Origin of the sequence: Modicisalibacter luteus DSM 23508 (assembly GCF_000378505.1) — a bacterium.
Lineage (GTDB): Bacteria > Pseudomonadota > Gammaproteobacteria > Pseudomonadales > Halomonadaceae > Modicisalibacter > Modicisalibacter luteus.
The window spans coordinates 118,907-132,705 of the sequence record NZ_KB899996.1 but is presented as its reverse complement, the minus strand read 5'-3'; the positions used below and the strand labels follow the sequence as shown (position 1 = coordinate 132,705).

Annotated in this window: 12 protein-coding genes; 8 read left to right on the top strand and 4 right to left on the bottom strand. The window is 62.3% G+C overall.

The genetic code is table 11. The features are described from left to right. Positions 1 to 156: 156 nt before the first annotated feature. From F568_RS0113020 to F568_RS0113010, 3 genes are all read left to right on the top strand, one after another. Positions 157 to 585: a host attachment protein gene (locus tag F568_RS0113020; RefSeq protein ID WP_019019176.1), complete on the top strand. Its 429-nt coding sequence runs from the start codon at positions 157 to 159 to the stop codon at positions 583 to 585. Positions 586 to 809: 224 nt separating this feature from the next. Next, on the top strand, positions 810 to 2,675 hold the full coding sequence (locus F568_RS26090; RefSeq protein WP_019019175.1) for a methyl-accepting chemotaxis protein: 1,866 nt from the start codon (positions 810 to 812) through the stop codon (positions 2,673 to 2,675). Between the two features lies 1 nt (position 2,676). Next, complete coding sequence (locus F568_RS0113010; RefSeq protein WP_019019174.1) at positions 2,677 to 4,818, top strand: methyl-accepting chemotaxis protein; 2,142 nt, start codon at positions 2,677 to 2,679, stop codon at positions 4,816 to 4,818. 76 nt (positions 4,819 to 4,894) lie between these two features. Here the strand turns inward: F568_RS0113010 and F568_RS0113005 are convergent, their stop codons facing one another. Then, the gene (locus tag F568_RS0113005; protein WP_019019173.1) at positions 4,895 to 5,821 is read right to left on the bottom strand and encodes a LysR family transcriptional regulator; all 927 of its coding nucleotides are present in this window, start codon (positions 5,819 to 5,821) and stop codon (positions 4,895 to 4,897) included. Between the two features lie 149 nt (positions 5,822 to 5,970). Between F568_RS0113005 and F568_RS0113000 the strand changes: the two genes are divergently transcribed. Next, a complete protein-coding gene (locus F568_RS0113000; protein WP_019019172.1) occupies positions 5,971 to 6,747 on the top strand; it encodes a ferredoxin--NADP reductase in 777 nt (258 codons plus the stop codon). A gap of 88 nt (positions 6,748 to 6,835) precedes the next feature. Here F568_RS0113000 and glnK read toward each other — a convergent pair whose 3' ends face one another. The 3 genes from glnK to F568_RS0112985 form a co-directional block, all read right to left on the bottom strand. Continuing rightward, positions 6,836 to 7,174: a P-II family nitrogen regulator gene (gene glnK, locus F568_RS0112995; protein WP_019019171.1), complete on the bottom strand. Its 339-nt coding sequence runs from the start codon at positions 7,172 to 7,174 to the stop codon at positions 6,836 to 6,838. 156 nt (positions 7,175 to 7,330) lie between these two features. Next, entirely contained in the window at positions 7,331 to 8,575 is a 1,245-nt protein-coding gene (gene amtB / locus F568_RS0112990) for an ammonium transporter AmtB (RefSeq protein WP_019019170.1), read from the bottom strand. Positions 8,576 to 8,600: 25 nt separating this feature from the next. After that, entirely contained in the window at positions 8,601 to 8,939 is a 339-nt protein-coding gene (locus F568_RS0112985) for a P-II family nitrogen regulator (RefSeq protein ID WP_019019169.1), read from the bottom strand. Positions 8,940 to 9,186: 247 nt separating this feature from the next. Between F568_RS0112985 and F568_RS22885 the strand changes: the two genes are divergently transcribed. The 4 genes from F568_RS22885 (at position 9,187) to F568_RS0112965 (ending at position 13,791) form a co-directional block, all read left to right on the top strand. Further along, positions 9,187 to 9,579, top strand: a complete 393-nt coding sequence (locus F568_RS22885) for an accessory factor UbiK family protein (protein ID WP_019019168.1) — start codon at positions 9,187 to 9,189, stop codon at positions 9,577 to 9,579. Between the two features lie 115 nt (positions 9,580 to 9,694). Next, positions 9,695 to 11,230, top strand: coding sequence for a YifB family Mg chelatase-like AAA ATPase (locus F568_RS0112975; RefSeq protein WP_019019167.1), 1,536 nt, complete (start codon positions 9,695 to 9,697; stop codon positions 11,228 to 11,230). A gap of 86 nt (positions 11,231 to 11,316) precedes the next feature. Continuing rightward, positions 11,317 to 12,735, top strand: coding sequence for an amidase (locus F568_RS0112970; RefSeq protein WP_019019166.1), 1,419 nt, complete (start codon positions 11,317 to 11,319; stop codon positions 12,733 to 12,735). 9 nt (positions 12,736 to 12,744) lie between these two features. Then, positions 12,745 to 13,791, top strand: coding sequence for a sodium:calcium antiporter (locus F568_RS0112965; RefSeq protein WP_019019165.1), 1,047 nt, complete (start codon positions 12,745 to 12,747; stop codon positions 13,789 to 13,791). Positions 13,792 to 13,799 lie beyond the last annotated feature (8 nt).

The following is a 13,799-nucleotide window of genomic DNA, read 5'->3' as shown; positions in this document are numbered from 1 at the left end:
GGACGGTATGCGGTTTGTGTCGCACGCCGTCATCACCCATGCTTGAGAGCATGCGTCATGACGGTGAATACATGCCGACCGAAGGCGCTGTGGCAAGACAGTAGTGAAACGGAAGTGTACGCCGAAGGGCGTGACGATGATTGCAAAGGAGGTGTTATGAAGCGATACATCATTGCCGCGGATGCCGCCCGGGCGCGGATATTCACGCAGGAGAAGAATGGCGACGTTCAGGAGATCGATAGCCTGGTGCATACGGAGAGCCGCGAACACCCCGGCGACTTGCGTACCGGGGGCAGCGGTGGGGTAGACGATTCGGCTGGCCAGGGGATACGCCAGTCCGACAAGTCCGTCACCACCATGCAGAACGAATCATTGGTCTTCGCCAAGGAAGTCGCCGAGTACATGCGCAAGGCACGTACCCAGAACCAGACGGACAGCTTCATCGTGTTTTCGGCACCCAAGTTTCTGGGGGACCTACGCGAGAAGCTGGATAGCGTTACCCGAGGCATGATCGTCAAGACCGTCGATAAGGACGTGTCCAAGGATTCCGAGCAGCAGATCGCCGAGAAGCTGCGCAATATCTGAACCTCTCCGGGCCGCAATTCTTGCGGCCCGCTTGCTGCCCTAGCCCGTTTATTAGCTTGTTTGCACCTTTTTCCCTCTTGGTCAATTGGCTAAAGGTTTATTTTTCTGTCAGTGACCTTAAGTTTTCTTGGCCGTCGTCGATAGAGATTTCATTGTTGCGCGTTCAGACCTCAACGCGCCGTAACCGTATCCGTGCCCCATTCGACGACTGAGAAAACACCACCATGCTGAACTCTCTGAAGCGCCGTATTCAGGTCGCCTGTGCGGTTATCATCGCTATTGCCATGGCGCTGGTAGCTGGAGTGGGCTACTTCACGGTCCAGTCTCACTATGAAGACGCTATCGAAAAGAATCTGACTGCTGTTGCTTCGGGCAATGCTACAGCCATCGAAGAGTGGGTCTCTGCGCGCCGCAGCATGATCGATGCAGTGCGCGCTCATGTAACGGCCGGTGACCCGACACCCGCCTTGGTTCAACTGGCCGAGTCGGGTGGCTTCCTCTCGACCTATATCGGCAGGCCCGACGGCAGCCTGACTACTTCCGACGGCTGGGTGCCGCCGGCCGACTACGATCCGCGCAAGCGTGGCTGGTATCAGCAAGCTGTCGAACTTGGTGAAACCGTCGTGGCTATGCCCTACGTAGATGGTAATTCGGGCCAGGTCGTTCTACCGTTCTCGACACCTGTCGAGAAGAACGGGAAGCTAATAGGCGTGATTGGTGGCGACGTGGTTATCGATACTATCGCCAAGGACGTTGCCGCCATCCAATCGACACCATCGAGCTTCGCTTTCCTAAGCACGGGGGGCGAGACCATCATCGCGCATCCGGACCCCGCGCTGACCCTCAAGTCGCTGACGCAACTGAGCCCGACGTTGGTCGGGACGCTGGTGGCTGCACTGCGTAACGGTGGTGGCTGGCAAGGCGTGACCATTGGGGATCAAGACGCACGCCTGAGCGTGACGCCCATCGCCGGTACCGACTGGGAACTAGGAGTCGTGCTCGATGAGCATGAAGCGCTAGCCGGGCTACGTGCCATCATCAAATCATCACTGATCACGTTGGTGCTGGTCACACTGGTGGCCTCCGTGCTGCTTGGGCTGTGGCTCAAGCGGGCCTTCAGCGGCCTGGAGCGCGTCCGCGATGCCCTGGAGAACATTGCCAGCGGAAGTGGTGACTTGACCCGCCGCCTCTCTGCCAGCGGTCGTGACGAGGTGGCGCAGATTGCCGATGCCTTCAATCGCTTCGTCGACAAGATGGAGCGCGTGTTGATCACCATCCGCGACAGCAGCGAATCGGTCAGCGTGGCCTCCAGCGAGATCGCCCAGGGCAGCCAGGACCTGTCTTCACGCACCGAGACCACCGCGTCCAACCTGCAGGAAACCTCGGCGTCGATGGAGCAACTGACCAGCACCGTCGAACACACCGCCGACTCGGCACGCCAGGCCAATCAGTTGTCGCTGTCTGCCTCTGAAGTCGCTTCCCGTGGTGGCGAAGTCGTGGCGCAAGTAGTGAACACCATGGACGATATTGACGCCTCGTCACGCCAGATTGCCGAGATCGTCTCGGTGATGGACGGTATCGCCTTCCAGACCAACCTGCTCGCGCTCAACGCCTCGGTGGAAGCTGCCCGTGCCGGCGAGCAGGGACGCGGCTTCGCGGTGGTCGCCGGCGAGGTGCGCCAGTTGGCCAGCCGCAGCGCCGATGCTGCGCGCCAGATCAAGGAGCTGATCGCGACCTCCACGACCAAGACCCGGGCCGGAGCCGAACTGGTGCGTGCCGCAGGGCAGACCATGGATGAGATCGTTGCCAGCGTGGCGCGAGTCACTGATGTCCTTGGCGAAATCAGCGCCGCCACCAAGGAGCAGAGCCAGGGCATCGGCCAGGTCAATCAGGCCGTCGCCGAGCTGGACCGCATGACTCAGCAGAACGCTGCGCTGGTCGAGGAATCCGCCGCCGCCGCCGACCAGTTGCAGGAACAGGCGGTACGCCTGACTCATGCTGTCGGCGCGTTCACCTTGTCACGCACGGCCGAACGGCCGCAACCCCCGCTGCTGGCATCGTCACGCCAGGCAGTCTCGCAGGAGGAATAAGATGCGTTTCAGATCCTTGCGCACCTTCGTTACCACATTGGTCGGCGCCTGTATCCTGGCCGTCGTGGCCGCACTGGTCATTTATTCACTGATCGCCAACTCACGCTCCCAGGCGCTGGTGGAAAGCCAGACCAAGGAGCTGCTCGAACGCAATATCGAAGCACGCCTCGCTGCCGTAGCCTCGGACCAGGCCGAGCGAATCCAGGGGCAGATGGAGCATGCGTTGACTCTTGCCGAGAATCTCGCCGAGACCAACGCCATGTTGGGGCTGAATGACGAGGATGATCGTTCACGGCTGATGCTGAGTCGCCGCGAGCTGTCCAATCTGGTACGTCAGACCGTGGTCGCCAATCCTGAGCTGCTGGACGCTTTTATCGGCTGGGAGCCCGACGCCTTCGGGAGCGATGCGTTCTATGCCGGTCGTGAAGGGCTCGGCTACGGTGATGACGGGCGCTTCATGCCCTGGTGGTACCGCACCGAAAGCGGCGATGTGGAAGTGCTGCCGCTTGGCGAAACCATGGAGAGCGAGGCTCAGCAGCCCAGCGGTGTTCGCGAGGGGGAATACTATCTTTGTCCGCGTGAGACGTTAAAGCCGTGCATTATCGATCCAGCGCCCTACGACTATAACGGCCAGACGCTGATGGTCACCTCCTTCAACGTGCCGGTGATCGTCGATGGCGAGTTCCGTGGCAGTGCGGGTGTCGATCTCTCGGTCGACTTCATCCAGGCCATGCTCGACAAGGCCAACCAGTCGCTCTACGACGGTGCCGGAGAAATGGCACTGATTGCCTCGCGTGGCGGTATCACAGCGCATACCGGTGGCGCGGAGCTGCTCGGCAAGCCTATGAGCGATGCATTCGGCACCTCGTTGCAGGAGCACATTGCCCAGGCACAGAACGGTGAGATGGTGCGTAATCTCGATGCCGAACAGGGCATGATCGAACTCTACTGGCCGTTCACTATCGGTGAGGTGGGCAAGCCTTGGGTACTGATGATTCGCCTACCCGAAAGTGCCGTCCTTGCTGGCCTGTACGGCCTGCAGGAAGAGATGCAGGCCCAGCGCGAGACCGACACCCTGGGCATGACGCTGATGGGACTGGTAATTGCCGGCCTGGGACTGATCGCCGCCTGGCTGGTAGGCGGAAGCATTGCGCGTCCGCTGCGTCAGCTGGCCGAGCGCATGCGCGACATTGCCAGCGGCAACGGCGATCTGACTCAGCGCTTGCCGGTGCGCGGGCGCAACGAGAGCGCTGAACTGGCCCTGCAGTTCAATGCCTTCGCCGACAAGATGAACGAGGTGCTGCTCGATGTGCGCGATAGCAGTGAGTCGGTCAGTGTAGCGGCGGGAGAGATTACGCTAGGCAGCCAGGACCTGTCGTCGCGTACCGAGACGGCGGCCTCCAACCTGCAGGAAACCTCAGCGTCGATGGAGCAGCTGACCAGCACTGTCGATCACACCGCCGAATCGACGCGCCAGGCCAACCAGCTGTCGCTGTCTGCCTCGGAAGTCGCTTCCCGCGGTGGCGAGGTGGTGTCCCAGGTCGTGAATACCATGGATGACATCGACGCCTCATCAAGGCAGATCGCTGAAATCGTCACCTTGATGGATGGTATCGCCTTCCAGACTAACCTGCTGGCGCTCAACGCCTCGGTGGAAGCCGCCCGTGCCGGCGAACAGGGTCGCGGCTTCGCAGTGGTGGCCGGTGAGGTGCGTCAGTTGGCTAGCCGCAGTGCCGACGCCGCTCGCCAGATCAAGGAGCTGATCGAGACGTCCACCGCCAAGACCCGGGCCGGTGCCGAACTGGTGCGTCGCGCCGGCGAGACCATGGATGAGATCGTCGCCAGCGTGGTACGAGTCAGCGATGTGCTTGGTGAGATCAGTGCCGCCACCAAGGAGCAGAGCCAGGGTATTGGCCAGGTCAATCAGGCGGTGGCCGAGCTGGACCGCATGACCCAGCAGAACGCCGCGCTGGTCGAGGAGTCCACGGCAGCCGCCGACCGACTCGAGGAACAGGCGCTACGCCTGACGCAGGTAGTCGGCGCGTTCACGCTTGCGCCTCGTGGGGCGAGCCGGGCCGATATGGCACTGCCCGCTCCGGCCCGACCATCGCCGGCGCGGACGCTCAGCCACGACGACGCCTGAGCGTAAGCCATACCAGCAACGGCCCGGGATCTCCCGGGCCGTTGTCGTTTTGGAACCTGGTACCTAAAGCCAAGCTTCAAGGAATATAAGGTAGCTCGATCTCGTCGCTACGCTGAATACCCTCGGTCATCTGCTGACACAGGCGCACGAACTCGCGCATACCGGTGGCCAGATATTTGTGGCGGTGCCAGATGAAGCTGAACTGGCGGCGCAGATCGAGCTGCGGAGTGGCGACTGGCACTAAGCTGCCACGCCGGAAGGCGTCGCGTAGCGCCAGGCGTGAGACGCAGCCAATCCCCAAACCCGATTCGACGGCGCGCTTGATGCCCTCGGTGTGCTCCAGCTCGAGCAGGATATTGAAACGTCCGCGGCGATGGCGCATGGCGTGTTCCAGCGTCAGGCGCGTGCCCGATCCCTGCTCGCGCATGATCCACGACTCTCGCAACAGCTGATCAAGGCCCACATCACCGGCCTGAGCCAGGGGGTGACGGGGCGAGCAGAACACGGTGAGTTCGTCCTCGACCCAAGGCTGCATCACGACATCCTCGTGTTGGCAATCGCCTTCGATCAGACCCAGATCAAGCTCGTGCTGAACGATATGTTCGATAATCGAGGCCGTGTTACGCACATGCAGACGTACCCGGCTGCCGGGATGACGCTGCATGAAATCGCTGATCAGCAGTGTCGCCAGATAATTGCCGATGGTGAGTGTGGCACCCACATCCAGCGAGCCGATGCCGCGTTGGCCGCGCAGCAGCTCTTCGATCTCCTCGGCACGATCGAGCAGGGCTACCGCTTTGGGAAGCAGTTGGAAACCCAGCGCGTTGAGTTTGAGCCGCTTGCCGATGCGGTCGAGCAACTGGCAATCGAACTGGCGTTCCAGCTCCGCCAGGGCGGTACTGGTCGCTGACTGGGACAGGGCCAGGGCGCGTGCGGCGCGCGAGACGCTCTCGTGCTGGGCAACGGCAACGAAGACTTCAAGCTGGCGCAGGCTGTAACGCATGACAGGATTCCGGCAGGGCTTGTATATCAGGATTGCAGATAAGGCATATCCAGACAATCCATTTAACAGATAAGTGTGGCCATCTTAGAATACGTGCATCGACTTGGCGCGTTGCCTTATGCGCTTCGGGAATAATATAGGAGATCGTCATGAGCAAGTTTGCCCTGGAAGAGGTCCTCAGCGTTCACCATTGGAACGATACGCTCTTTAGCTTCCGCACCACGCGCGAGCGTAGCCTGCGGTTCAAGAACGGCCAGTTCGTGATGATCGGCCTGGAAGTCGAGGGCAAGCCGTTGGTGCGCGCTTACTCGGTGGCGAGCCCCAACTACGAGGATCATCTCGAGTTCTTCAGCATCAAGGTGCCCGATGGCCCGCTGACCTCACGTCTGCAGCACCTCAAGGTCGGTGACCAGATCATGGTCAGCCGCAAGCCCACCGGCACCCTGGTGACCGACGATCTGCTGCCCGGCCGCAACCTGTACATGCTGTCTACCGGCACCGGCCTGGCACCGTTCATGAGCCTGATCCAGGACCCAGAGGTATACGAGCGCTTCGAGAAGGTCGTGCTGATCCATGGCGTACGTACCGTCAGCGAATTGGCGTATGCCGACTTCATCAGCAAGGAACTGCCGGCCCATGAGTACCTGGGCGAGGAAATCAGCGAGAAACTGGTTTACTACCCGACCGTGACCCGCGAAGAGTTCCACACCATGGGCCGCCTGACCGACCACATCCGCAGTGGCAAGCTGTTCGAGGACACCGGCCTGCCGGCGCTCGACCCCAAGCAGGACCGCGCGATGATCTGCGGTAGCCCGGCGATGCTCGACGAGACCAGTGCGATGCTCGACGACTTCGGCTTCAAGATCTCGCCGCGTATGGGCGAGCCGGGGGATTACGTGATCGAGCGTGCCTTCGTCGAGAAGTAACTAAGGTGCTCGTCTACGTTTGAAAGAAGTGTAAAAAACCCACGGTGAAAACCGTGGGTTTTTTCATGCATGGCCACCGGAGGCTGATTTAAACCGCGTCCTTGCCGGTTTCGCCGGTACGGATGCGGATGACCTGCTCAAGCGGCGAGATGAAGATCTTGCCGTCGCCGATCTTGCCGGTGTTGGCGACCTGGGTGATGGCCTCGATGACCTGATCGGTCAGCGCATCGTCCACGGCGACTTCGAGCTTTACCTTGGGCAAGAAATCGACCACGTATTCGGCGCCCCGGTACAACTCGGTGTGACCTTTCTGCCGACCGAAGCCCTTGACCTCGGTAACGGTAATGCCTTGCACGCCGATATCGGAGAGCGACTCACGAACATCGTCGAGCTTGAATGGCTTGATGATAGCGGTCACCAGTTTCATCGTTGCTTCCTCGCATCCTGTTGTCTGGAACGACCGGGGCCGCCGATCGCGTTAAACGGGGTTCTGCCTGCAAGCATACACCTGCTGGTCCAAGGAATAAAAAAGGCCCCCCGAAGGGGGCCAGGGGAGCACGCCAGCTCACTCGTTGCGTCGACGTTATTTGTTGCTGCCGACGGTAAACTCGGGGTAGGCCTCCAGACCGCACTCGGCCAGGTCGACCCCCTCGTATTCTTCCTCTTCGCTGACTCGGACACCCATGATCGCCTTGATGACCAGCCACACGATCAGACTGGCAATGAAGACCCAGGCGAAGATACCGATGATGCCGATCAACTGGACGCCGAAGCTGGCATCACCGTTGTTGAGTGGCACCGCCATAACGCCCCAGATACCGACCACACCGTGAGCCGAGAGGGCGCCGACCGGGTCGTCGATCTTCAGCTTGTCCAGGGCGACGATGGATACCACCACGAGCAGACCACCGATGGCACCGATAATCGTCGCGCCGAGGCCAGTCGGAGACAGCGGATCGGCGGTGATTGACACCAGGCCGGCAATCGCGCCGTTCAGCGCCATGGTCAGGTCGGCCTTGCGAAACCAGATCTTGGCCAGGACCAGCGCGGCGATGACGCCACCGGCGGCAGCAGCGTTGGTGTTGAGCAGTACCTGGGCCATATTGTTGGCGGAGGCGACGTCGGACACCTTGAGCTCGGAGCCGCCGTTGAAGCCGAACCAACCCATCCACAGGATGAATGTCCCCAGGGTAGCCAGTGGCATGTTGGCGCCGGGAATCGCGTAGATGGCGCCGTTCTTGCCATATTTTCCCTTGCGCGGTCCGAGGACCAGCACGCCGGCCAACGCGGCGGCCGCTCCAGCCATATGCACGATGCCGGAGCCGGCATAATCGGAAAAGCCGATTTCGGACAGCCAGCCGCCGCCCCAGGTCCAGTAGCCGGAAACCGGATAGATGAAGCCGGTCATGATCACGGCGAAGGCCAGGAAAGCCCACAGCTTCATGCGCTCGGCCACGGCGCCCGAGACGATAGACATCGCGGTGGCCACGAACACGACCTGGAAGAAGAAGTCGGCACGAGCGGAGTAATAGGGTGCATCATCACCGCCGTTGAGCACGGCGTCGACCGTGTTTTCGCTACCTACGAGAAAACCGAGGTTGGGCAGGATGCCGCCGGCATCGCTGGAATACATGATGAAGTAGCCGACCAATAGGTACATCGTGCAGGCGATGGCGAACAGCACGATATTTTTGGTCAGTATTTCTGCGGTGTTCTTCGAGCGTACCAAGCCTGCTTCCAGCATCGCGAAGCCAGCGGCCATCCACATGACCAGCACGCCGCAGATGAGGAAGTAGAAAGTATCGAGCGCATAATTGAGCTCTGTCATCGTTATTTCTCCTAAGTCCAGCGCCTTAGACGGCGTCGGGCCCACGTTCACCGGTGCGGATACGGATCACATCTTCGAGCGGGGTGACGAATACCTTGCCATCGCCGATCTTGCCGCTGTTGGCGGACCGGGTAATGGCCTCCAGTACCCCCTCGACACGATCGTCGTCGACGGCAATCTCGACCTTGACCTTGGGCAGGAAGTCCACGACGTATTCCGCGCCGCGATAGAGTTCGGTGTGCCCCTTTTGCCGACCGAAGCCTTTCACTTCGGTGACAGTGATGCCCTGTACGCCGTTGTCGGCCAGCGCTTCACGGACATCGTCCAGCTTGAATGGCTTTATTATGGCGGTGATGAGTTTCATCCCTTGTCTCCGTTGTCGGACTGCGCCCTAGTGGACTGGCGAATGTCATGCCACGACTTAAAATGCGTTTATTAATCAGCTATTTAGGCTGATGTGGTGAGAGGCGTGACCAAACTCGGGGCAAGTGGTATTGCGGGGTTGCACCACGCTGGTGCTGGCGCTTTTGGGCTTTGCGCCAGGATTGCGCATGCGCCATTCGGCGTCCTTGCGTATGCTTGAGGCAGTTCACTCGAAAGGAGCCTACTCGATGGCAAGCAACGATCGGTTCAGTCGCCTGGCCCAGCAGATCGGCGAACGCCTTCAGGAAGCGTCCCACGCTCCCGAAGAGATCCAGCGCAGCGTACAGAGCGTCATGCGCGGCGCCTTTGATCGCATGGAACTGGTATCTCGCGAAGATTTCGATATTCTCATGGACGTATTGCAGCGCACCCGAACACGCGTAGAAGCCCTTGAACGCCAGGTCGCAGCCCTGGAAGCCACTGTCGACGCGAAGTCGTCAGCGCCGGCATCACCCGCCGTAGTCGCGGCCGATAGCGTGGCGGCACCTGCCGAGGACGCCGGAGCCGGCGAGACGAGCCAGGCCAGCGACCTCGCCGACAAGCGGACCGACCTGGGCACCGGCAGCGACAAGGCGCCGTAACCCAGCGTCCGGGTGCGCCCAAACTCGGTGCAGCCACCGAATCCATTCATTCAGGGCTCCTTGCTGCTCCGCTCGTCGGGGGAACGAACATGGGGCCTTCTGGCGAGGGAGTGCCATGGCGTTAGCCATCATTGCCACCCGGGCGGGGCTGGGACTGGAAGCCCCTGAAGTCTTGGTCGAGGTCCATCTATCCAACGGTCTGCCGGGATTGACCCTGGTTGGCCTGCCCGAGACTGCGGTGCGCGAAAGTCGCGAACGGGTGCGCAGTGCCCTGCTCAATGCCGGCTTCGAGTTCCCCAATACTCGGCGCATCACGATCAATCTCGCGCCTGCGGACTTGCCCAAGGAGGGAGGACGTTTCGATCTGCCCATCGCTCTGGGCATTCTGGTGGCCTCCGAGCAGATTCCCGCTTCCGCCCTGGAGGGAGTCGAGTGCCTGGGCGAGCTGGCCCTGGATGGACGGCTGCGGCCAATCAACGGCGCGTTGCCGGTGGCGTTGGCCGCCAAGGTCGCCGGTCGGTGCCTGCTGCTGCCGGCGCCCAACGCCGACGAAGCCGCCCTGGCCGGCGAGCTGCGAGTGTTCCCGGCCGAGCATCTCTCCCAGGTTGTCGCCCATTTGCTGGGCCAGGATCGTCTCGTCGAGCATCGCCTGAACCATCCGGCCCTGCCGGAGCGTACAGGGCACGACCTGGCCGATGTGCGTGGCCAGCATCAGGCACGTCGTGCTTTGGAGGTCGCAGCGGCGGGGGGACATAACCTTTTGTTCGCTGGGCCGCCGGGGACCGGCAAGACCATGTTGGCCAGTCGCCTGCCGGGCATCCTGCCGCCGCTATCCCATGACGAGGCGCTGGAAGTCGCGGCGATCCGCTCGGTATGTGGTATGGGCCTGCTCGAGCGCTGGGGCGAACGGCCCTTTCGGTCGCCGCACCATACTGCCAGCGGCGTGGCCCTGGTTGGGGGTGGCTCGAAGCCGAGGCCCGGCGAAATCTCGCTGGCGCACCACGGGGTGCTGTTTCTCGACGAACTGCCGCAGTTCGACCGCAGCGTTCTCGAAGTGATGCGTGAGCCGCTGGAGTCCGGGCAGATTCATATCGCCCGTGCCAGCCATCAGCGCTGTTTTCCTGCCCGCTTCCAGCTCGTCGCTGCCATGAATCCTTGCCCATGCGGCCATCTCGGCGATCCTCGCCAGTCCTGTGTTTGCACGCCCGCCCAAGTACAGCGCTATCAGGCGAAGTTGTCCGGCCCCTTGCTGGATCGCATCGACCTGCAGGTCGAAGTGCCTGCGCTACCACCCGAACAGTTGACCTCGCCGGCCCTCGGCGAAAGCTCGGCGACAGTGCGTGAGCGGGTGCTGGCTGCCCGGCGGCGTCAGCAGGAACGCGGCGCGCTCAACGCCCGCTTGCCCGGGCGAGAACTCGAGACTGCCTGTGCCCTGACCACCGACGAGCGTGCCTGGCTGGCTGATGTCCTGTCCCGGCTCAAACTGTCGGCGCGCGCCTATCATCGGGTGCTGCGAGTGGCACTGACGCTGGCCGACCTGGCCGGTGAGTCGCGTCCGGCACGCCCACAGCTGATGGAAGCCATCGGTTATCGCCAGCTCGATCGGTTGCGTGGCGGGAACGAAACCCCGCAGGCCGTTGCCGGTATGTAAGAGGACAGCGAAAGGAGCGTAGGGCAGGCCAGTCGTGGCCTGCCATTCACGCCAGCAGCCCAGGTTGCTGTAGCCAAGGAGGCACGATGGAAAACAGGGACACCCACCTTGCCACGATGGATGCCGCTGCCCTGATTGAGGCCTATGCGGCCGGGCGGCTCTCGCCCGTGGAGGTCATCGAGGACACGCTGGCAAGGATCGACCGCGATAACCCGGCAATCAACGCGTTCTGCCATGTCGATCATGAAGGGGCACTGGCAGCAGCACGCGAAGCCGAGACACGCTGGCGCGCCGGAAAACCGCTGGGGCCGGTCGATGGCCTGCCGGTGACCATGAAGGACCTCACCCGCGTGCGCGGCATGCCGGCGCGCGAGGGCACATTGATTTCCGATCCTTCCCCCTGTACGGAGGATGGCCCGCCGGCACGCAGGATGCGTGAGGCAGGGGCCATCATTCTGGGTAAGACCACAACGCCCGAGTATGGCTGGAAGGGCGTGACCGACAGCCCATTGACCGGCGTGACCTACAATCCCTGGGACACTCGGTTGACTCCAGGGGGCTCGTCGGGAGGCGCCGCTGCGGCTTGTGCGCTCAACCTGGGCGTGATGCACCAGGGCGGGGATTCGGGCGGCTCCATCCGTATCCCGGCCTCGTTTACCGGCACCTTCGGCTTCAAGCCAACCTTTGGACTGGTACCGCAGTGGCCGCCCTGTTCCCTGCCGTCGATGTCGCATCTGGGGCCGATCACCCGCAGCGTCGATGACGCGATTCGCATGCTCAACGTGATTGGTCGCTACGACTCCCGGGACAGCTATGCCATCGCGGCCGCACCGGAGGACTGGGGCGAGGGAACCCAGGCACCCCTGACAGGCATGCGCATCGGGTTGATCACCCAGGCGGAGCGGGTCAGCGTCGATCCTCAGGTTACTGCCGCCATCGAGCGCGCCGCGACACAATTCCAGGCCCTGGGTGCTGAGGTCGTCCCCGATGACCTGGACCTGCACGAGGCAGGCGAAGCCTTCAAGATCCTGTGGTATTCCACCAGCTGGCGTTTGTGCAGCCAGATGACCGAGGGCGAGCGCCGGCAGATCAGCGAAGGCTTGATGAGGAATGCCTGGCGCGGCGAGTCCTTTTGTGCCAATGACGTGCATGCCGCCCAGGAAGCACGCGCCATGCTGACATCACGCTTCGAGGCGAGCTTCCGCAATCGCTTTGACCTGTTCCTGATGCCCAGCGTTGCCGTGTTGCCGTTTGCGGCCGGGCAGGAGGTCCCGGAGGGGCGTGGCATGTGCGACTGGATGGACTGGACGCCGTTCACCTACCCTTTCAACCTGACTCGCCAGCCGGCAGCCTCGGTGCCGTGCGGGTTCAGTGAGGAAGGCTTGCCCATAGGCTGTCAACTGGTCGGGGCGCGATTTAACGACCGTGCCGTACTCCGCGCCAGTCGCGCCTACTTGGCGGCACATCCGACGCGCTTCCCGGACGCACCCAACGACCCACGGTGAACCCACGACATGCCTGTATCCCTCGAAAGCCTGCCGCTACCCTGGAGTATCGGCCTGTTCAGTCTCTGCGCGCTGGTTATCGGCGTGATCGGCACCCGCCTTACCCATGTCGTCGACGACCTCGCTGACCGCACCGGGTTGGGCGAAGCCATCGCCGGTGCTTTGCTGTTGGGGGCAACGACGTCGCTGTCGGGCAGCGTACTGTCGATTACGGCGAGCCTGGAAGGGCAAGCCGAGCTTGCAGTCAGCAATGCGGTGGGCGGCATCGCCGTGCAGACCCTGTTCCTGACTGTCGCCGACATGTTCCTGCGGCGGGTCAACCTCGAGCACGCCGCGGCCTCCATCGGCAACATGATGCAGGGCTCGCTGCTCGTCTGCATGCTGGGGCTGATCCTGGTGGGGGCCTTTTCGCCCGATTGGACGTTCTGGAGCATTCACCCCATCACGCCGATCCTGCTGGTGGTTTACCTCTATGGCCTGCATGTCGTCGACGTGGCGCAGGCCACCCCCATGTGGCAGCCGGCACGCACCCGTGAGACTCGCGAGGATGTCCCGGACGAGGAGGCCAAGCAGCGCTCGCTGGTCTCGTTGTGGCTCGCCTTCGCGGTCATGGCGCTGATACTGGGGGTAACAGGGTGGTTGCTGCAGCGCTCGGCCACAGTGATTTCCCAGGAGACTGGGCTGGGGCAGGTGGCCGTCGGGGTATTGCTGACATCGGTGACCACCTCGCTGCCGGAGCTGGTCACGTCGGTTGCCGCCGTGCGGCGTGGCGCCCTGACGCTCGCAGTGGGAGGCATCATTGGCGGTAACGCCTATGACACCCTGTTCACCGCCATGTCGGACGTCGCTTATCGCGAAGGGTCGGTCTATCACGCCATTTCCAACGAGACCCTGCTCTGGGTGGCGATTTCGATGGTTATGACTGGCGTGCTGATCATGGGCCTGATCCGTCGCGAGAAGCGTGGCCCCGGTCATATCGGCTTCGAGAGCGTGGCCATCATGGCGCTTTATCTGGCCGGGGTGGCCATGGTGATATTCGGCGGCCCGGCCGGGTGAGTGACGCG